Annotated in this window: 17 protein-coding genes; 11 read left to right on the top strand and 6 right to left on the bottom strand. The window is 38.1% G+C overall.

Going from position 1 to position 21,729, the window contains the following annotated elements; translation table 11 throughout:
* The first annotated feature begins 49 nt into the window (after positions 1–49).
* Positions 50–568 (top strand): CYTH domain-containing protein, encoded by a 519-nt coding sequence (locus bsdcttw_RS15180; RefSeq protein WP_185255690.1) that lies wholly within the window; start codon positions 50–52, stop codon positions 566–568.
* Here the strand turns inward: bsdcttw_RS15180 and bsdcttw_RS15175 are convergent.
* A complete protein-coding gene (locus bsdcttw_RS15175) occupies positions 565–2,790 on the bottom strand; it encodes a sensor histidine kinase (protein ID WP_185255689.1) in 2,226 nt (741 codons plus the stop codon). The two genes, bsdcttw_RS15180 and bsdcttw_RS15175, sit on opposite strands and share 4 nt — an antisense overlap.
* A gap of 125 nt (positions 2,791–2,915) precedes the next feature.
* Complete coding sequence (locus bsdcttw_RS15170; protein WP_185255688.1) at positions 2,916–3,611, bottom strand: response regulator transcription factor; 696 nt, start codon at positions 3,609–3,611, stop codon at positions 2,916–2,918.
* A 333-nt stretch (positions 3,612–3,944) separates the two neighbouring features.
* On the opposite strand from bsdcttw_RS15170, the gene bsdcttw_RS15165 reads away from it, so the two are divergent.
* From bsdcttw_RS15165 to bsdcttw_RS15155, 3 genes are all read left to right on the top strand, one after another.
* Positions 3,945–4,841 (top strand): sulfide/dihydroorotate dehydrogenase-like FAD/NAD-binding protein, encoded by an 897-nt coding sequence (locus tag bsdcttw_RS15165; RefSeq protein WP_185255687.1) that lies wholly within the window; start codon positions 3,945–3,947, stop codon positions 4,839–4,841.
* A gap of 79 nt (positions 4,842–4,920) precedes the next feature.
* A complete protein-coding gene (gene gltA, locus bsdcttw_RS15160) occupies positions 4,921–6,309 on the top strand; it encodes an NADPH-dependent glutamate synthase (protein ID WP_185255686.1) in 1,389 nt (462 codons plus the stop codon).
* 228 nt (positions 6,310–6,537) lie between these two features.
* Complete coding sequence (locus bsdcttw_RS15155) at positions 6,538–8,130, top strand: putative bifunctional diguanylate cyclase/phosphodiesterase (protein ID WP_207726417.1); 1,593 nt, start codon at positions 6,538–6,540, stop codon at positions 8,128–8,130.
* 234 nt (positions 8,131–8,364) lie between these two features.
* On the opposite strand, the gene bsdcttw_RS15150 is transcribed toward bsdcttw_RS15155, so the two are convergent.
* On the bottom strand, positions 8,365–8,844 hold the full coding sequence (locus tag bsdcttw_RS15150; RefSeq protein ID WP_185255684.1) for a DUF3888 domain-containing protein: 480 nt from the start codon (positions 8,842–8,844) through the stop codon (positions 8,365–8,367).
* 498 nt (positions 8,845–9,342) lie between these two features.
* On the opposite strand from bsdcttw_RS15150, the gene bsdcttw_RS15145 reads away from it, so the two are divergent.
* Both bsdcttw_RS15145 and bsdcttw_RS15140 read left to right on the top strand, forming a co-directional pair.
* Positions 9,343–11,217 (top strand): glucosidase family protein, encoded by a 1,875-nt coding sequence (locus tag bsdcttw_RS15145; RefSeq protein WP_185255683.1) that lies wholly within the window; start codon positions 9,343–9,345, stop codon positions 11,215–11,217.
* Between the two features lie 61 nt (positions 11,218–11,278).
* The gene (locus bsdcttw_RS15140; protein ID WP_185255682.1) at positions 11,279–12,079 is read left to right on the top strand and encodes a sugar phosphate isomerase/epimerase family protein; all 801 of its coding nucleotides are present in this window, start codon (positions 11,279–11,281) and stop codon (positions 12,077–12,079) included.
* Between the two features lie 38 nt (positions 12,080–12,117).
* Here the strand turns inward: bsdcttw_RS15140 and bsdcttw_RS15135 are convergent, their stop codons facing one another.
* From bsdcttw_RS15135 to bsdcttw_RS15125, 3 genes are read right to left on the bottom strand one after another with little or no spacing between them, the layout of a single operon-like run.
* Entirely contained in the window at positions 12,118–12,693 is a 576-nt protein-coding gene (locus bsdcttw_RS15135) for a hypothetical protein (protein WP_185255681.1), read from the bottom strand.
* Positions 12,694–12,725: 32 nt separating this feature from the next.
* Positions 12,726–14,300, bottom strand: coding sequence for a putative ABC exporter domain-containing protein (locus bsdcttw_RS15130; protein ID WP_185255680.1), 1,575 nt, complete (start codon positions 14,298–14,300; stop codon positions 12,726–12,728).
* 16 nt (positions 14,301–14,316) lie between these two features.
* Positions 14,317–15,033, bottom strand: a complete 717-nt coding sequence (locus bsdcttw_RS15125) for an ABC transporter ATP-binding protein (protein ID WP_185255679.1) — start codon at positions 15,031–15,033, stop codon at positions 14,317–14,319.
* A 508-nt stretch (positions 15,034–15,541) separates the two neighbouring features.
* On the opposite strand from bsdcttw_RS15125, the gene bsdcttw_RS15120 reads away from it, so the two are divergent.
* The 5 genes from bsdcttw_RS15120 (at position 15,542) to bsdcttw_RS15100 (ending at position 21,590) form a co-directional block, all read left to right on the top strand.
* Positions 15,542–16,516, top strand: a complete 975-nt coding sequence (locus tag bsdcttw_RS15120) for a glycoside hydrolase family 43 protein (protein ID WP_185255678.1) — start codon at positions 15,542–15,544, stop codon at positions 16,514–16,516.
* A gap of 129 nt (positions 16,517–16,645) precedes the next feature.
* Positions 16,646–17,683, top strand: coding sequence for a LacI family DNA-binding transcriptional regulator (locus bsdcttw_RS15115; protein ID WP_185255677.1), 1,038 nt, complete (start codon positions 16,646–16,648; stop codon positions 17,681–17,683).
* A 345-nt stretch (positions 17,684–18,028) separates the two neighbouring features.
* Positions 18,029–18,991, top strand: a complete 963-nt coding sequence (locus bsdcttw_RS15110; protein ID WP_225903671.1) for an ABC transporter permease — start codon at positions 18,029–18,031, stop codon at positions 18,989–18,991.
* A gap of 15 nt (positions 18,992–19,006) precedes the next feature.
* On the top strand, positions 19,007–19,912 hold the full coding sequence (locus bsdcttw_RS15105; protein WP_185255676.1) for a carbohydrate ABC transporter permease: 906 nt from the start codon (positions 19,007–19,009) through the stop codon (positions 19,910–19,912).
* A 55-nt stretch (positions 19,913–19,967) separates the two neighbouring features.
* Entirely contained in the window at positions 19,968–21,590 is a 1,623-nt protein-coding gene (locus bsdcttw_RS15100; protein ID WP_185255675.1) for an extracellular solute-binding protein, read from the top strand.
* Positions 21,591–21,729 lie beyond the last annotated feature (139 nt).

The raw sequence follows: 21,729 nt of genomic DNA, 5'->3' as shown, positions 1-21,729 counted from the left end.
TGCAGGATGCCCTAATTCGCGGTATACAAGAGTGTGGAGGATGAGTACTATGGAAACAGAAAGAAAATTCTTACTGAAAAAACTGCCGGAAGATCTTACAGTTTATAAAAAGAAGGAGATAGAGCAGGGTTATCTTTGCACCAATCCGGTTGTCCGTATCCGAAAAAGCAATGAAGACTATTATATGACCTATAAGTCCAGGTTAAACAAGACAGTTGACAGTTCTGTTGCTTTAGTATGTGAGGAAGTTGAGCTTCCGTTAACAAAAGAGGCTTATTATCATCTGAGGGAAAAGGTGGATTTGAGGCTTATTACAAAATGCCGCTACCTGATACCTCTTGATAATGGATTAACTGCAGAGCTTGATATCTTTGAAGGAGAGCTTGAAGGTCTAGTTTTTGCAGAGGTTGAATTTAAGTCGGAGGAAGAAGCAGCAGACTTTACACCGCCGGATTGGTTTTCTAAGGAAGTTACCTTTGATGATCATTATAAGAACAATGTACTTGCTACTACAGCTGATTTAACAGTTTTTAATATGGGACTAAAGAAGAAGGAAAGTGACTCTTAAGGCAAGAAGTCACTTTCCTTTGCTATTCTGGTTTCACTGGTATACCCATTTAATTTATTGAATTTTAGAACCGCTTTAAAGAGATCGCCATCCAGTTCAATATCAAAAGTTCCTTCCTGGATAGCCGCAAGGCTCTTGGCAATTGATAAGCCCAGACCACTTCCCTCAGTATTTCTGGAGAGATCACCTCTTACAAATCGTTCCATCAACTCATCAGTGCTGATATTTAATTTTGCTGTTGAGATATTTTTAACCGAAACAACTGCCATGTCCTCTTCGGCACCGATATTGATATATGCTCTGGTACCGCTTAAGGCATATTTTACAACGTTAGAGAAGATGTTCTCGATTATACGGTAGGTGCTTCTTCCATCAGCCATAATATACAGTGGCTCCTGGGATACTGTTAATACCGGCTCAATCTTATGGTCAAGGAATTTATCTTCAAATTCACCAAGGGACTGTCTTACCAATTCAACCAGGTTCAGACACTCAAGATTAAGGACCAGAGCGCCGGAAGAAGCTTTTGAGGCTTCTACTAGGTCTTCGATCAATGTCTTCAGACGCCAGGTCTTTCCGGAGAGAATATCCAGATAACCTTGTGCGGTTTCGTTGTTCAGATTTTCTTTTTTTAATAAATCCACATAATTAATTATGGAGGTTAGCGGCGTCTTAATATCGTGGGAGACATTGGCGATTAGTTCTGTTTTTAAGCGCTCACTCTTTACTTTTTCATCTACGGCAGCGGAGAAGCCTTCACTGATGTTATTGATATCAAGAGCCAGGGATAGGGCCGGCTCACGCATGGATTCTATTGGTATCTTATGGCTTAGGTCACCATCAGCCAGCTTCTTGGTTTCGTGACTGATAATCTTAAAATCAATTACCTGCTTGATGGTTAGGTAGAATAGAAACAGATAACCAAAGATACAGGTAGTAATGGCAATGGGTATACGGTAATGGAAGGAAAAAGCATACCGATATATCAAAAAGCCTGCAGTTTCTATTATTGTGAATAAGATAATGATACCAGCAAAATGAAAGGTTATACTTCTCCCGGTGAAAAACTCTCTGATAAATACCTTAAGCTTTAATCCAAAGCTGTGGAGATAGGAATTCGAGATAAGGATATTTTTTTTCACTCTTCGTACCAAGCTTAAAAGTGCAAACATGCAAAAAGGATACAGGATAGCATAGCCTATTCCTAACAATATGGAATAATCAAAACTATAGTCCTCATGAAGGTACTTGCATAACCGTATGGCAGTGGTATACAGCAGAGCAGCACCGCCGGCAGTAAGGATAAGGCTTGATTCTGTTTTAAGTCTGTCAAAGCCTAAGAGAATAATCTCGTCGGAATTTTTAGAATGACCGGTAAAGAATACGGTCAAGATTAAGAACAGAAGAAGCATAATAAAGGAGATAGGTACCGGATGCAGAGAGTTGGAATAATTAAAGTACAGCGAATTGAAATGATGGTACATGGTTCCGAATTCATCTGCTTTATTCGGAAAATTATTTACAATCGTGGTGCAGATAAGATAATCCCCGCGATCTTTTTCTTTGTCTCCCTCTCCGTTAATTACATTACCTTTAATATAATCTATTACCCAACTAAGATTTTCATCATTCAGATACTGATAATTGCGGTTAACATTAGTGGCATATTTTTCAGTCTCTGTGTTTATAATGAGGTAGGCATTGTTGGTTAACTTCACATGTTCAAGATATTCCTTCAGGGTCATCTTGTTCTTGCCGTCATCATTGGCCTTATTGACCTTATTCTCAAGGGCAGCGGAAGCGTAGACGGCGCCGGTCTTAATATTTTTAACATAGTACAGGAAATTACTATTGGTCTGATTAAGAATAGCATTGTAATAATCGAACTTTTGCTGCTCGGTACTGGCATCGTTGTCTTTCTTCTTAGTTTTGGTATCTACCTCTTTTTCAAAGAGAGAGGAGATGTCAGAGGAGGATGGGTCGAATCCAATACTGCCGGAATAACCTTTTTCTCTGTAGTCAACATATACGGCAACTCTTTCCACGTATTTTAAATATTTATTCTGGAATTCCGAGGTCTCTTTAAAATCCGAAGTATTTGTAGTATAAGAATCAAGATAATTAAAAATATGATAAGTTCCGATTGCCAGAGTAAGACCTGACAAAAACAGAGCTATATGTATCAATATTTTTATATATACGGAGCCTTTGATTCTATTCATTATAACTCCTTTCGTAAATATATGGCCTAAAACTGTTATAATTTTTAGTCAAATTTGTTTGTAAATATCAAATATGGTATTTGATGTTCCCAATTACGTAGTTGAAAAATTGCATTTAAAAAGAATTAATATTTCTCAACCTTATAACCGATACCCCAGGCAACCTTAAGGTACTTTGGATCTTTGGGATTTATCTCAATCTTCTCTCTAATATGTCTGATGTGGACAGCAACAATGTTATCTGCACCGTAGGAAGGTTCATTCCAGATCAGCTCATAGATTTCATTTATGGAGAATACTCTTCCTTTATTTTTTACCAAAAGTTTCAGAAGGTTGTATTCTATAGGGGTAAGCTTAATCAGCTCACCATCCACATAGACCTCTTTTCTGTCATCATTTACAACAAGGCCTCCGGAGGAATAGATATTCTGCTCCTCTGAAACAATACTGCCAAGCTTTGTATATCGTCTCAGAGCAGATTTTACCCTTGCAATCAGTTCCAGGGGATTGAATGGCTTTGTAATATAGTCATCAGCACCGACATTTAAACCAAGAACTTTATCACTGTCCTCTGATTTGGCTGTAAGCAGTATGATTGGCAGGGTGCTGTTATTTTCTCTTAATTTCATTGTTACATGGATGCCATCCATTTCCGGCATCATAATATCCATAAGTACCAGATGGACCTCTGTAGATTCAATGGCCTCCAGTGCTTCTTTTCCGTTATAAGCTTTTATAATGTTATAACCTTCTGCTCTTAAATATATCTGAATTGCATCAACAATTTCTTTATCGTCATCACAAACTAAAATAGTATTCATTGCATCTCCTTTCGTGAATATCACATCTTAGAGTGATATTCCTGAATCCGTGGCTGATCAAATAATCTCTAAAAGTCATTATATCTTATTTTGTGTAAAACATCCAGTATTTATAGCTGGAATGAGAAAGGTTCTTTCTTATTTTTATTCTGATTATGATAATTCTAAGGTAATCAATCGCATTCATAGCTTTCTGTGTAGGAAAGTGTAGATTTTTTGTGACAGATATCTTATAATGTAAACCATTAGCTGCAATGACAGCATTGCAGCTTAATAAATATGCATACAGGTGTCATTAGACTTATGCCGCAAGCCGGCAGAATAGAGGTAAATATGTACAGAATATTAAAAAAAGAAAACCTGGCACCCAATATTTATCTGATGGATATTGAGGCAAAAAGAGTAGCAAAATCCTGCTATCCTGGACAATTTGTCATAGTCAGGATGGATGAAAAGGGAGAGCGTATCCCACTTACCATATGTGATTATGACAGGGAAAAGGGAAGCGTAACCATCGTATTTCAAGCACTTGGTTCCTCCACAAAGCGTATGGCAGGATATGAGGTGGGAGAGGAGTTCAAGGATTTTGCAGGGCCCTTAGGTAATAAATCGGAACTAATAGATGAAACATATGAGGAACTTCATGAGAAAAGTATCCTGTTCGTGGCAGGAGGAGTAGGAACTGCACCGGTATATCCTCAGGTCAAATGGATGAAAGAACAGGGACATGAGGTGGATTGCATCATTGGTGCAAGAAATAAAGAACTGATTATTCTGGAAGAAGAAATGAGCAAGGTTGCAAAGAATGTCTATGTGGCAACAGATGATGGCTCTTATGGTTTTAAAGGAAATGTAAATGACTGTATCAAAGACCTGGTAAATAATCAGGGAAAGCATTATGATCTGGTGATAGCTATAGGCCCGGTAATTATGATGAAATTTGTCTGTCTATTAACAAAAGAGCTTGGTATAGCTACAATTGTAAGTATGAACCCCATTATGGTAGATGGTACCGGAATGTGCGGAGCTTGCAGACTTACCGTAGGAGGTAAGGTGAAATTTGCTTGTGTAGACGGACCTGAGTTTGATGGACATCTGGTGGATTTTGATGAATCCATGAAGAGACAGCAAATGTATAAAACAGCAGAAGGAAGAGCTGTTTTAAAGGAAAAAGAAGGGGAAACCCATAAAGGCGGTGGCTGCGGCTGCAGTGACCCCATAGAGAAATAGTAACCATTTAGGACAAGGGAGAGGAGACATCTCCGCTTAAGAGAGTAATGCCGTAATAGGCAGCAGAATTGAGGTAATTATGGATGTGTTAAAGAAAGTACCTGTCAGAGAACAAGATCCGCAGGTAAGAGCGCATAATTTCGAAGAAGTTTGTTTGGGATATGATGAAAAGGAAGCGAAGTTGGAGGCCAGCCGTTGCTTAAAATGTATGAATGCCAGATGTATTGCAGGATGTCCTGTCAATATTGATATCCCCGGATTTATCCGAGAAATAGAAAAAGGCAATCCGGAAGGTGCTTATAAAGTACTGAGTAATTATACAGCACTTCCTGCTGTCTGCGGAAGAGTATGTCCGCAGGAGACCCAGTGCGAGGAAAGGTGTATCAGAGGCATAAAGGGTGAACCGGTATCTATCGGTAAATTAGAGCGTTTTGCTGCGGATTGGGCAAGAGAGAATAACATTAAACCGGACTTGCCAACGGAGAAAAAGAATATGAAAGTAGCAGTTATCGGCTCCGGCCCAGCCAGCCTTACCTGTGCGGGAGACCTTGCTAAGCTGGGGTATGAGGTCACCATCTTTGAAGCTCTTCATGAACCTGGCGGCGTACTGGTGTATGGTATACCTGAATTCCGTTTACCAAAGGAAACCGTGGTAAAGACTGAGATTGAGAATGTGAAAGCTCTTGGAGTTAAAATAGAAACCAATGTAGTAATCGGTAAATCCATTACCATCGACGAGCTGATGGAGGAAGAAGGCTATAGGGCTGTATTCATTGGTTCCGGTGCAGGGCTACCGAAATTTATGGGAATACCCGGTGAAAATGCAAATGGTGTATTCTCTGCCAATGAGTACCTTACCAGAAATAATCTGATGAAAGCTTTTGACGCCAGCTATGATACCCCAATTGCAGCAGGACAGACAGTGGCTGTTGTAGGAGGCGGTAATGTGGCTATGGATGCAGCCAGGACAGCTCTCAGGCTTGGAGCAAAAGTATATATCGTGTATAGAAGAAGTGAAGAGGAACTGCCTGCCAGAGTGGAAGAAGTGCACCATGCCAAGGAAGAAGGAATTATATTCAAATTCCTGACAAACCCAACAGAAATTCTTGTAGATGACAACGGATGGGTAAAGGGCATGAAATGTGAAGAAATGGAACTTCTCGAACCGGATGCCTCTGGCAGAAGAAGGCCGGTTCCAAGGAAAGATTCCGAATTTGAACTTCCGGTAGATACGGTGATTATGTCTCTTGGAACAAGTCCAAATCCGATGATTTCATCAACCACAAAAGGTCTCGATCTTAATAAATATAATTGTATTATTGCCGATGAAGAAACCGGACAGACTACAAAAGAAGGAGTTTTCGCAGGCGGGGATGCGGTTATTGGAGCAGCTACGGTTATCCTTGCTATGGGTGCCGGTAAAAAGGCAGCCATCGCTATTGATAAATACTTAACGGATAGACAGTAATATAGTAAGAACCCTTTTGAAGTACATCGTATATAGGATATATTTATTGGATATAATCCCGTACAGTAATGATTACATGGAACCTATAATTAACGTGAACCTATTGTATTATTCACCGTTAAGGAAGCGGTTATTATGCAAAAAGTAAAAAATGATTGCTTTGTCAACGATTTATTGGTATAATATGTAGTAAAACAGGCTCTATGTAAAAGGAGAGACAGGAAAAATTTGGGTACGATAATACTAAATACTATGATAACTATTGAGTCACTGGGAGGAGATAAGAAGTATATTATACCTTATAGTACAGGGAATATATTTTTTATTGTGGCTGGCATAGGAATACTCCTCCTAATCGTATTGTTTATTCTCCATAGCAGGAAGACTAGGGCTTTAAAAGCGTTATCAGGACAAAAGGAACAGTTGGATGAGGAATATCATTTACTGGAGTTCTCCTATGAAGAAGCTGTAAATACTAGAAATCAATACCAAACAAAGAATGAAGAACTGAAAAAGAACAATGATAAACTGAAAAAGATAGCTTTTACAGATTTACTGACCCAATTACCCAACCACTATGCTTTGACTGAGCTCGTAGATAATGTCATGCTGACTCTTCGGAATGAAGAAATTGTAGCACTGATGTATATCGATGTGGATGATTTTAAGCAGATTACGGATAATTTAGGACATTCCTATGGAGATGAATTGCTAATTGACATCACCCATAGATTGAAGCAATCTATTGATGAGAATGACTATCTGGCAAGACTGGGCAGTGACGAGTTTGTCATTCTGACACAGAACTTTACAGATGTCGGTGAATATGAAAGTAAGTTAAAGAAGATTCTTAAGGTTTTTGAATATCCCTTTGTTTTATCTTTAAAGGAATATTTTGTAACAGTCAGTATTGGTGTAGCTATGGCACCAAAGGATGGTAAGACGACTCAAGTTCTTCTTAAAAATGCAGACACCGCCATGTACTCTGCTAAAATGACCGGGAAAAATACCTTTGCCTACTTTAAGGCAGCTATGAATGACAGAATCATGGAGAAGATACAAAACCAGTCGGAACTAAGGCGTGCCATTGAGAAAAAGGAATTCGTTGTTTATTACCAACCTCAGATTGATTTAAAGACCGACAAGGTTATAGGCTTTGAAGCTCTAGTCAGATGGGAGCACGCAGAAAGAGGTGTTTTAAAACCGGCTCAGTTTATAAAGCTGTCGGAGGAAACAGGGTTAATAGTGCCTATAGGTCTGATTGTAATGGAAGAAGCCTTAAAGCAATTAAAGATATGGCAGGATAAAGGTTATAGAGACCTAACCATGAGCATTAATATATCTGTCAGACAGTTAAAGGATAATGATTTTTACCAAAAAGTAAAGGAAATCATAGAACTTACAGGGGTGAACACTTCTAATGTAGAGTTAGAGATTACAGAGTCAGCTGCTTTACAGGAAAGCGAAAGTGCCAGACATATGATTGAAGCCTTAAGTGAACTTGGAATTTCCTTTGCATTGGATGATTTCGGAACAGGTTACTCATCCATGAATTACTTAAAATTATATCCTATCAGTAATATTAAGATGGATAAGAGCTTTTTAGATACCTTATTTACCGATGAGTTTAATAAGAGTATTATTGAATCCACTATTGCTTTGGTACAGAGCATGAATCTTACCGTAACAGCCGAAGGGATAGAAAGCAGTGAGCAGGAGATCTTCCTAAAGAGTGCAAGGTGCAATAAAGCACAGGGATATCTTTATAGTGAAGCATTACCGGCAGATCAGGCAGAATCCTATCTGCTAAGTAATTTGTAAAATATTAAGCAAAAACGCCATGATATAATAATGTTTAATCTTAATTTTATTAACAAAGGGCAGAGTATATGAAATTATACTCTGCCCTCAGACTGTAGACAAATTAATTTTGAATTTTGGATTATGCAAAAACAGAATATTTATACATATTAGAGGCACGGGGATTTCCGTGCCTTTAGTAAATCTATGTTATTAAATTGGAATTAATTATTGATTCACATTAATAATGATATATTAATTCTTTTTTTCGGGATAAGGCTTAATCATGTTTGGTCGTAATCTTTCAGGAATTTCGTACGATTTTATATGATTAAAACCAACAAGTGTTTTATTACCGGATGGATCTACTTTATAAGTGATTTCATCATCGCCAACTGAAATATGTGGACCTATAACTGGTGTTGTGTCAAATGTAATGTAAATATTTAATGGTTCGCCTTCTTTATGAATATCTTTAATTTTAAATTCATAATTAAAGTATTCTAGTGGATACGAATCCGGAAAATAATTATTATAAAATTTACTGCTATCGGCAATGATATTGTTCATAAATAAAGAAATAATTAATTCATCTTTTGTTTCCGATTCGGTAGTTTGAGAGTAATTAAATACCGGTAAGGTGTGATTTTTCTGTAAATAAAAGACCATTTCAAAGAGTAATATATCCGACAAAATTAGTATAACGATAAATCTCCAACTTTTATTATATTTCACGACATCACCTATGGTATTAATTCATTACAATATATTAAAGTCCATAATAAATATTCGCTTTTGTTACCAACTGCGAATTGACTACTCCCCTGACAAATTTTGATTTATTAATGAATACGATAAGCAAGGATAAAATATAGTATTGATTATTTATACACATATATTTATATGATTCTTTAATAATTAGCTTTGTCTACAGTCTGAGGGCATAGTATAAGAAATTATACTCTGCCCTTTTGATATGTTATCTTGTAAACCGGGGAGTTAAACAAAAGTAATTGTATCGAAAAGTATTATCAAAGTTTTCGTAAAGGTATCGCTTTTTTTATTATCTTTTGATATAATGTTTGAAACGGGTTTCAAACATGGAGAAACTATATTTTTAGAAATTTTCTTTTCTTATATCAGCAAGTGCTTCATAATTTACTTGCTGAATCCCGGGGTAAAATCTATATAATGGCGGTATATATACTAACCGCACGACTTAGGAGGTTAGCAATGGAACAAAGCAATATGCAGTTACAAGACCTGCCTTTTCAAATAAAGGACGGCAAATTGCAGAAAGAGAGAGAAAGTCAGTTTACATTGACAGTCGGTAAGCAAACAAGTCCGCTTACCTTCAAAGTATCACGTGTAGCAGGTGTAGTGCAAATTGAAAAAAGTATATATCACCTGTGTCTCTCTGAGAAGACTACAAAGATAAGCTGCAATGGGAACCTTTGGATTCTACCGATTTCAAATTCACAGGGTCTAACGGTGCTTATAAGCGGAACCGGAGAAAAAAATGCTAAGCTGTTAGGCTCAGGAGTTGAAGTCATGCTGGAACAAGGTGACTACACTCTGAAGCTATATACAGGATGGCCGGCTTGTGATGTGTTTGGTAAACATTTATCTTTAGGGATAGAAGGGGGCAAAAAATTAGAGGATACTTTCGTCCGATTTTACTGGGATACGTTACTTCCATCTGTTATTGAGAAAACAGACGCTCTGGACTTTGCTGTAAGTGAAGGCTATGTACTCAGTACCTTAGATACCGGTACATATGCAGGAACCTATCCGGATGTAGATCATGAGTTCCAGAGTAAAGGTCGTATAGCGTTACGAGGAGCTTGTGAGTTATCTGTTGTAGAAAGAATGATGAATCTGCAATTTAAAATGATGAGAGAAGACCCGATTGGCCTATTTCGAAACCCTTGTGCCGTTCAGCCAAAAGGCGAGAGGGAGTATCATGTACGCAGAGACAGCCTGGACCGGTCTGCCAATGCGGAGATGTTTTTAGTAACAGGAAATGTAGAAATTCTGGAGACAGCCTGGTTGTATTACGCAACTACTAAAAATAGTGTATGGTTACATTCACACATAGAGGATTTGGAAGGTGCTGCATCACTTTTGGAACATCTGACGGACCGTAATGGAAAGCTTTGGTCCGATGTATTTTATGAAGATCAGGTAATTAAAGACGGAATGGAATGTATGTCAGCTGCCTTGGCAGCCCATGGACTGGGATTATTGGCTGAATTAGAAAACCATATAGGACGTTCTGAGGCGGCTGCTCGTTTTAAAATGCTGGCAGATAAACTTTCTTCCGCCATGGTGAAACCAATTCCTCAAGGATTTTGGAATGAAAAAGAGAGCCATTTTGTAGATTGGATTGATAGAAGCGGACAGGTGCATGATCACATTCATTTATTGGCCAACTGTCTTCCCGTGCTCTTTGGTTATAGTGATGACGGACAGACCAAAGCAGTGAAAAATATCATAGAGAAGTATTTTGAGGAATTCCAGCGTTTCCCCACCTTTTTATCCCCCTGTATTGCCGATTACACGCCGGATGAGATAGGGAGCGGCGGACCTTACGACTTATGTGCTGCAGGACGTTATTGGTGCTGGGATGCAGCTTATTGGGCTTCTCTTGGCAGAGGAGATGTTTTGTATAATCAGCTCCTACAAGTTGCAGCTCAGGCAGAGCTGGATGAATTCCATATGGGTGAACGTTATGATATGAATCATGTATATTATCAGGATGATAAGAATTGGCATGGTGCGGCTTATTATTACGAATATCCTTGTGTTTATACCTGGGTATTAATGCAGGAATTCTTAGGACTGCGTCCGGGGTTGGATGTGGATTTGGATATTCGTCCGACACTTAATCAGTATGGAAAAATAACAGCAGAAAACTACGGTGTCGAGTATGAATATAAAGCTAATGAGTTTATCATTAAAAATACTGGGACACATAGCCAGAACATGAGATTTAACTTGCAAACAATCTACCCGGATAAAGACTTGTATGTAAAAGAAGAAGTTCTTATGAAAGAGAAGATTTACACATTAAAATCCGGTGAAGCTTTGAGAATCCATGTAGAATGATAGAAAATATGATAGGAGGTAAGAAATTCAGACTGTTATCAGTTTGAATATTCGCTAAATTATGAAGCTTGGAATAATAGCTAATTTTGAGGATGATAAGTTTACGGAAGAGCCTTTCCGTTCAGCCAAGGAGAAAGGGCTGGAATTTTTAGAATTTTGCATTAACGTGGGTAAAGATGTTGATTCCTATATCGCAGAAACCCCTAAGTTAAAAGAATACTTAGAAAAATATAATCTCTTTGTTGGCAGTGTAGGAAGATGGGGAAGCACCAGAATATTAGAGGATGGTTCAAAGAATATTACTGAGCTGGAAAATGAAAAAGCACTCATAAAGTGGTGCGGTGAAATAGGCTGCGGTGTATATGTTACAGGCTGCAATTATATCGAAACACTTTCACTTTATGATAACTGTACTGCTGCCATCAAGTATTTTGAAGAGTTAATTGCTTATGGAAAAGAATATGGTGTAAAGATAGCCGTTTATAATTGCAGATGGAATAGTTTTGTACATTCTGATCCAGCTTGGAGCATTATTTTAGGACATCTTAAAGATCTTTATATTAAATATGATACTTCCCATTGCGTATACCACGATGGAGATTACCTGTTGGAGACAAAGACATGGGGACATCGTTTTGCTCATGTACATATCAAAGGCAGCCTAATTATCGGCGGTCAGCGTTATGATGATCCCCCGGCAGGAATGGATCAGATAAACTGGGGAGCATTTATGTCTACCTTATATGCCTGTGGATATAACGGTACCTTAAGTATAGAGCCTCATTCGGAAACCTGGCAAGGTGAAATCGGTGAAAAAGGTCTTGATTTTACCATCCAACATATGAAAAAATTTATATTCTAAACAAAACGGCTCCTGAAAAAGGAGCCGTTTTAGTAACATTATAAGCTATTTAAAACTCTCGTTAAAGCAGTATCCCAAGGTCTTGATTCAATCATTTTAAAGCCCTTCTGATTACATATAGTAGTTATCCATTTTCCATAGGCGATACTTATTTCTGCTCTGTAACGCTGTAAATCGCCGCCTTCTCTGGATAAATAATTCTGCATAATCTGATTTATGTCCGGCTCATGCACAAAAATTGATTTTACCTCTGGATGCTCGAAAGAAGCTGCGAATTCGGGATAGATAAAATCTCCCTCAATGATGACTGGCAACTTATCTTCAATATGCCTGTTTACAAGAGCTTTTAATACCGGAATCATCTCTTTGCTTACATCAATCAACCAGTTTACATTGGCATCAACTCCGATATCTTTCCAATTTACACCGGTGTTCCAATAATGTATTGCAGGAAAATGTTCTTTTGTTGTTACTGCTTCCACAGATAAGTGAATATCATCTGCTTCCAGGACATTCACGCCATAAAATCGTGCAATCTCATAAGCTATGCTAGATTTCCCTACTCCCGAAGCCCCGCCGATAAATAAAACAGTCCAGTTTCTATCTTTATTCATTTATAAACCTCCTTTACAAGGTCATTACGAAGTTATTTATTTTTTTGAAAGGTTGGCATATCACAATCATGGAGTACTCCTCTGCTAAGATAGAAGAACAGCAGGGAAAGAAAAGACTCCCATAAACTTAAGATAATAAGACCTGTATATAAGTGCCCTGCCACATATAAGATAAAAGCAGCAGCAATACCCGGTGCCATTGTAAACAGGATGAAAAGTAAGTACATTATAATTAAGAAGCCCTGGCTGATTACATCCTTAAAGATTCTTTGAGAGAGTAAATTACCTGCGACTAAAAATACAGAGAACAGGCTTCGTATCAAGGCGCAAAGTATTAGTGTTATAAAACTCCAATTCGTAAATAACAAGGAGGGCAAAAACATAAAAATGCTTTCTAATATATGCTTTGCTATGACTTCGCCATTACTCCAGAGGATTTTCTGAAAAGATGACTCCGGTATCATATAGATATAATGACTGTAAAGTTCCTTTAATCCTCTGCCCGTACCGATAAAAAAGCTCTGAAGATACATGGAGATAGCCAGAATCAGAATAGGGCTAACCGTATCTTTTGCAAAGAATGCAACTAGATTGGCACCTGCTATCACTAACAGAGAGCCGCCGTCCAGTATAAAAAATCGATTATTTCGGGAGGACTCTAAGAGATGCTTATAAAAGAAGGCCTGAGAGCCCAAACCTTTCATAGCCCGATTTACCCTTGATACCTTTTTGGTGGTTTTAGCCAAAGCATTAAAATCCCCTTCTTTCATAGCCCGTTTCTTTTCAAAGGCAGCCTGAGTTGCTACCAGAACATCTTCGTAATAGTCTGAATGGTACAAAATAATAATGGCTAACAAGAAAATACCTGTAAGCAGTGTAAGCAATAAGTTGGTATACATTCCTGCCATATCTCCCGTATGGTAATTTCTCAGACTTTCCGTAATCCAGCCGCCAATAGGGATGAACTTTAGTGCCCCTTTTTCAACAGAAGATAACAGTGCTATTTTAATATCTCCGCTTTGTTGATAATTCTTTATAAAATATAATAGAAAGATTACAAATGGGATAACTGAAATAACTTTTATTAATTTTTTCCGGTTCTCACGCTGGCTGGATAAAGTATAAATTGCCAGTGACATGAACTCAAACAGAAGAAGTGCAATAACAAAGCCTGCAAAGAATAAGAGTAAATCAAAGGAGGTTAGCCCCATAGAGGTAAAAGTTGCCCCCTGCATCAACAGAAAAACACCGCCTAATAAGCTTTTACCAGCTTGAGAACAGATTCCGTATGCCAGTATGTGTTTGGGATTGGTTGGTGAACAAAACAGAAGGTTCACATCGCTCATATCGAAGAAACTGCTTCCGGAAGAGAGGCCCTTTGAGACTGCTGTAAAATAAAACAAAATCAGATATAATGAAAAAAATATAAAAACCCAGATTGCATTATCGGAGGAGGGCTGATTATTCGGGATTATAGTAGAAGATAGCAGCGAATAAATAAGGACAATAAATGCAAATAAATATAGTACTAGTATGCCAGGCTTGTGAAGAAGCAGTTTGAATTTATTCTTAATAATCCTGGATATTAAAAAAATAATACTGTTCATAAGTTCCTCCCGCTTCTTAAATGGTACTACCGGATACCGAGGTGCCTTCCGTAATAGCAAAATAGATGGATTCCAGACTATTTCTGCTGTCAATATCCTTACGATTTCTGGTTTCCATGATACTGCCGTTCTTCATAATGTACACGGTGTCCCAGGCTTCCTCCATGCTGTCAATCATATGGGTGCTTATCAGTACGGAATTGCCCTCATCACGGAGACTGGTAATTAACAATTTCAATTCCCGGATAGCATGAGGGTCCAACCCTACAAAAGGTTCATCAAAGATGACCGCCTTGGGCCGTGGCAGCAGTGCACAGCAGATACTAACCTTTTGCTGCATACCCTTTGACAGTTCCTGGCCAAGCTTTGACTTCTTATCAATTAATTCAAAACGTGTCATAAGTTCATTCCCGTAGGGCTCCCAGTCTTTCAGACGGTATGCCCTGGCAATAAACTGTAAATGTTCCTCTACCGTTAACATCGGATACATGGCAGGAAATTCAGGAACATACCCCAATAACCGCTTAGCTTCCAGACTATGATTATCAAAACCGTTGACTTTTATGGAACCTTCAAACCGCAGTAAGCCGCAGATACATTTAATCAGAGTGGATTTTCCTGCTCCGTTGGCACCAAGCAATACACTTAAGCCTCCGTCCACGGACTCTAAATTGACATCATTATTTGCAAGCATATTGCCGTACTTCTTTGTAACATGTTGAACTTGTATCATGATAACTCCTTTCGCATTGAAAGCTTAATCGTTGTTAATATCCAATTATGTAATTGAGATTATAAGAACGAATAGCCTGACTGTTTTATTGGATTAACCGGATTACATTAAGCCAAGTTATCGCATATGGTAATATTATACTTTATATTTCTAGATAAGTATAGCAGAAACCTCGGAAACATAATGTATAATAAGATTTGCAGAAGAAAAGCTAGAATATATAGTGTTTCTTTTAAAAGGTAATAAAATATTTAATGTTGGTCGGAATAGGTAACTTATTTTAAAAAAAGTAGGATTGCGCAATAGTATTTAGCCTTCTCTTTATATTATGATAATAGAAAATATTCAGTTTCTCTTAATGGAACAGTATTTAGATAATGACAGAAGGGCTTGTTTAGAATATGTCTGCCTATTCTGTGATATTTTTCTTGTTGAAACCGATATCGCGCAGGAAGGTGTATACTTAAGTTCGAGTAGTAGGAGAGTAAAATGAAGAAAGAGTGTAAAAATGTTAAATGACTTTTCCGCTTATTTATTTGTCTATTTTACCGGCAATAATCCTGAGGAAGAGCGCCTGTTCTATGGAGTAAGCAGAAATGGATATGACTTTAATTCGTTGAATAACGGTTATCCGGTCCATACTTCCTCCCTGGGAACCGGCTGTATCCGTGATCCGTATGTATTTAAAGGTGAAGATGACTTTTATTATATTCTGGCAACCGACATGAAATCATCCCTTGGCTGGAACAGTAATCATGCTATTATCATTTTTAAAACAAAGGATTTTGTATCAATGATAGATACTGTCAGAATTGATTACCGGACATTTAAGACAACTTCAGATTGTAACCGTGCCTGGGCACCGCAGGCCATTTGGAATCCAGAGAAGAAGGCATATATGGTATACCTGACTATCCAGAAGCAGGATGATTCGTTAGGAACCGTTATGTGGAGGCATTATGCAAAAGATTTAATGGATGCGGATACTTATACGGAACCGGAATTAATGATGAAAGCTCCAGCTGGTACAGATGGGGCAATTGATGGGGATATTATATATGACCATATCAATGGCAGATATATCATGTATTATAATGGCAAAAGGATAGCCGTCTCATCATCCCTAAGTGGTGACTTCAACTGTATCGATCCCAATACCGGATTGGAATATGAAACCATTCCCATGTATACAGCAGATGGGGTGGAGATGGATGTGGAGGGTTCTAATATTTATAAGATTATCGGAAAGGAGCGCTGGATTATTGCAGCTGACGGGACACCTTTTAACGGAGGACGTTATGCACTGGCTGAGACTTCAGATTTTATCCATTACCGCCAGCTTTCCGAAAAAGAATACTCCTTCGACTTTACACCAAGACACGGGTATGTCATACCAATTACAGAAAGTCAGTTAAGAAGACTCTCTGATGCGTATAAAGGGCCAGGACAAGAACGGGAAGTGAATTGGAAGCAGGAAATGTAGAGAATCGAATTTAATAAGAAAGATACAGTGAAAATTTTATTAGAGAAATTCTGAAAAAATCTTGTAGAAAACGGTTTCATATATTATACTAATGTATAGATAGGAAGTCGATAATTCACAGGAGAACTTATGGGAAAAGAAAGAGTCAGTATCTATCGTATAGCCAAAGAAGCAGGTGTTTCTCCGGCAACTGTATCGCGTGTATTAACGCATAGCGCAAATGTCAGTGATGAAAAAAGAATAAAGGTAGAAGAATTAATTCAAAAATATGATTTTAGTCCTAATGCAATGGCTCGTGGATTGAGCAGTACTCAGTCGAAAATCATCGGATTGCTGGCTCCGGATATCCGTAATCCCTTCTATGCAACTCTTGCAGTTGAATGCGAGCGTGCAGCCAGTGAAAGAGGATATATCCTTTTACTCAGTAATTCCATGAACAATATGGATATGGAAGAATATCATCTGCAGAAAATGTTTGAACAGCGTGTGGATGCGCTGATATTGATGGGCGGTAAAGTAGATGAATTTGTTTCGGATGAAGAGTATGTGGAAAAGATGAACCAGATTGCTGATTCGACTCCCGTTGTAATAACCGGTAAATTAGATGGCAGCGACTGTTATCAGGTTAATATTGATGAAGCTCAGGCTATGGATATTCTGATGGAATATCTGATTAGTAACGGGCACCAGAATATTTGTATAATGGGCGGCAGAAAGAATGTAAATTCAACCTACGTGAAACGTATCCGTTACCGCAGTAGTTTAAGAAAATACGGAATTCCTTTTCGGCCGGAATATGTGGTTGAAACCCAGGGGTATAGTGTAGAAAGTGGCTTAGAGGCAATGAATGAGATGTTTGATAGCAAGATAGAATTGCCGAGTGCAATCATTGCGATAAACGATTTTACCGCTCTTGGTATTGTGCAATCGATCCGTCAGCACTCTTATCGAATCCCGGAGGATATCTCTGTAGCAAGCTTTGATAATACGTTTATCGCAGACGCTTGTACACCGCGTTTGACCAGCATGGGGTATAATTATGATAAGTTCGGTGATGCCTTAGTGGAAACTGCTATAGCAGCCCTTGAAGGAAAAAGCCCTCTTAAACTGCAATTCATTCCGCCCGAATTAGTAATAAGAGAATCCTGCAGGAATATAGAGCAGTAGATATATAATATAGCCATAGGATTTAGGATGATTTGTTAAATATATGTAGATAAGAACCTATTAGAGTGCAAAATGCACAATAATTGGTTCTTTATTTTTGATTTTCGTTCGTGTTTATGTCTAAATATTTAAAAAAAGTCAATAATATTTGTTGACAAATTACAAAGGATGAAATATAATATTCATATGAAATGGGTTTCAAAACTCAGAAACATACATAGAATATTACTAATAAGATAAACGATTATTAATGATATTACGTAAAATTTGTTGTTTAAAGTTGAAGAAATTCTTTTTTTAATAAATTAATGAAACCGATTTCAAAACAATCAAAAGGAGAATGATGTGAAAGTGAAGAAGAGCAGAGTAGGGGAGGCAGTGTATAAGACTCCTAAAAAACCCTTATGGAATATATTGAAAGATAGCAGGACATTGCTGTTGATGTGTTTGCCGGCTATTGTATTCTTTGTAGTCTTCAGCTACTGCCCGTTGCCGGGTGTTTATATTGCGTTTACAAATTATAACTTCAGAGATGGCATTTTTGGCAGCCCTTTTGTAGGATTTAAGAATTTTGAATTTTTGGTAAAATCCGGGGAACTTTGGCATTTAACTAAAAATACTATTTTGTATAATTTAGCATTCATTATAATCGGAAATATTTTTCAGATTACATTGGCGGTTATGCTGAATGAAATCCGCAGCAAATGGTTTAAAAAGGTATCCCAGACGATTATGTTCCTGCCTTATTTTATTTCCGCTGTTTTAATCGGAGCCATTGCTTTTAATATCCTTAATTATGATACCGGTGCATTGAATACGGCTGTGAAGGCATTTGGAGGAAATCCTCTTAAAATCTACAGCAGTGCAGGAATTTGGCCTTTTATTATTGTTTTTTGCCAGTTATGGCAGTCGACGGGATATGGTTCCGTTGTATATTTTGCCTCAATTTGCGGTATTGATTCAAGTATGGTGGAAGCTGCTGAGGTTGACGGTGCCAGCAGTTGGCAGCGAATCCGTTATATCATTCTTCCGAGTCTTAAGCCTACCTTTGTTATTCTGTTACTGTTTTCATTGGGAGGAATTATGAGAGGTAACTTCGGATTGTTCTGGAATCTGGTTGGCAATAATTCGCAGTTATTTTCAAGCACGGATATTATTGAAACCTCTGTTTACCGTATGATGATGTCACAGAATAATTTCTCCACATCATCCGCAGTCGGTCTGTATCAGTCTATATTTGGTTTTGCGCTGGTTATGGTAAGCAACTGGCTGGTAAAACGGATTGATCCGGATTACGCATTATTTTAGGAGGTTGATGAAAAAATGGAAAAAAAGAATACAAAAATAAAACAGAGTGCCAATACAGTCTCAATAAAATTGATCTCATATGTAGTTATTGTACTGTTTACAATAATGTGTCTTTTACCGTTTATTTTGATTATATCAGCTTCGTTTAGTACGGAGACGATTATCAATAAGGAAGGCTTCGGACTGTTGCCCAGAGGATTCACCCTTTCCTCATATGAATGGGTATTCCGTTATCCGAAGATGATAATCGGATCTTATGCTGTAACAATCATTATGGCTGTTTGCGGTACTGCTTTGGGTCTCTTCCTGATAGCAATGACCGGTTATGCGCTGCAGAGAAAAGATTTCTATTTTCGAAATATGCTTTCATTTTTTATATACTTTACCACCCTGTTTTCAGCGGGTATGGCACCTACCTTTATCTGGGTATCCAGATACCTTCATCTGAAAGGAAGCTATATGGCTGTATTCTTACAGCTTCTGATGACACCATGGCTGATAATTCTGATGAAGAATTTTACCAAATCAGTGCCTTTTGAGATAACAGAGTCCGGTAAGATAGACGGAGCCGGTGATTTTAAGATTTTCATTTCTTTGATTTTTCCTATGTTAAAGCCGGCACTTGCAACGGTAGGACTTTTCCTGGCTTTGGGCTATTGGAATGAATGGTATCAGTCCTCTTTGTATCTTGGGTCAGCAGTAACCTATAAACCGTTGCAGTATTATCTGTACAACATAATTAACCAAGCCAATGCATTAAAAAGCTCCTTGGCAGGCGCTAATATCTCTATCACCAAGCTGCCTTCCAATACGCTTAAGATGGCTACGGCTGTTGTAGCAACCGGTCCTATTGTATTTTTATATCCTTTTGTTCAAAAGTATTTTATTTCAGGTATTACAGTTGGGGCAGTGAAAGGCTGATGTGGATTCCATTGTATGGATTCATATAAATAATTTTATCAGAGGAGGATTTTTAATGAGAAAGAAAGGCATGACAAAACGTATTATGGCGTTGATTCTTTCAGTAATCATGTTACTGAGCCTTGCTGGGTGTAGCGGAGGCGGCAATAAAAACAACACCGATAACTCAACCACTACAAATCAGGGAAACAGCGATACAGGAAGTAAAGATACAGGAATCGATACTTCCAAACATGAAGTAATTAATTTTTTGGTGCTTGGTAACAAGCCTACAAACGGAAGACTGGAAGCTATGTTAAAAGAGCTTAACAAGATTCTTACCGAAAAGGTTAATGCGGAACTTCAATTAACATATGTAGAGTGGGCTGACTGGCAGACACAGTATAATGTACAGCTGTTAAGCGGAGATACTTCCCTTGATATCATAACAACTGCTACTGATTGGCTTTATGCATGGGAGAACACCCAAAAAGGAGCTTTCCTCCCTCTGTCCGATGACATGCTTAAAACATATGCACCTAAAACATACGCACAGGTTAGTGCTGATAATGACTGGGATATCTGCAAATATAAAGGAGAAGTTTATTTTATTCCCGAAGATCACTATACACAGTATACCAATCATGGTATGTTCTACCGTGGAGACTGGGCGAAAGAAGCTGGTTTAACCGACGGAACAGTAAGCAAGTTTGAAGACCTTACAACTTATTTCAAATATATTAAAGAGAATAAGGAAGGCGTAGTTCCCTGGGATGCTAATAAAGGATCAGGCGAAATACTCAGTGCTTACATTCAATCTCATACAGATTACCGTACTTTAATTGGTGTAAATGCAGGTAATTATGCATTTTGGGCTACAAAACCCGGTGATGCTACCGTATCAGCTCCTATGATGGAAGACGATACAATCTATGCAGCAGCAGATTTAATGAAGCAATGGAACGATATGGGCGTATGGCGTGAAGATGTTCTGAACTATGATGGTGATACCAGAGAAGAATTATATGCCGGTACTTCAGGCGCTGACCAGCACCACAGCCAGACTTTCTATTCACAGGTTAAACCTAATATGGATATCAAGCAGCCCGGTTCTGACGCTAAGATGTATGCTTGGGGATCTGAAAATAATAATATTGCCAAGGACTTAAAAACTCACGGTGCAGCTGCTATCAGTGCTAATTCCAAGCATCCGGAACGTGCATTAATGGTATATGACCTGCTTCGTAATGATGAGCAATGCTATCGTTTAATTAATTATGGTATCGAAGGTACTGATTATATTGTAACTGATGATGGTAAACTTGGTTATCCGGAAGGATATGACCAAAGTACAGATGCTCTTGGTTCTGATTATTGGTGCGGACGTAATGATGATCTGGAATTGGTTAACAGCTTCAATTGGTCCGGTCAGACAGATATGATTGCAAATCTTAATAAGATTGCTTATGACTACGAATATGAAAACCTGATTATTAACAAAGATAAAATCGACACAGCACAGGCTGCTATTGCAAGCGTACTTTCAGAGTATATACCGCAGCTGGCATGGGGTAAGTTTGATGATCCTAAGGCAAAGATTGATGAGATGAGAGATAAAATTAAAGCTGCCGGCTATGATGATGTAAAAGCATCCATTCAAGCTGACCTTGATGCTTTTAAGCAGTCTCAGGGAAAATAATATAACTTACTCAAAGCATATTTTATAATTGGTGGTTACCAGAAGATGGGATACCAAAGTCTGCAACGACAGAATGTGCAGGATTGGTATCCCTTTTTTAAATAAAAGAATACAAAATTCTTTCCGAAAATGGCAGTAT

Source organism: Anaerocolumna chitinilytica (assembly GCF_014218355.1).
Taxonomy (GTDB): domain Bacteria; phylum Bacillota; class Clostridia; order Lachnospirales; family Lachnospiraceae; genus Anaerocolumna; species Anaerocolumna chitinilytica.
This window is presented reverse-complemented; position numbering and strand designations above follow the sequence as displayed.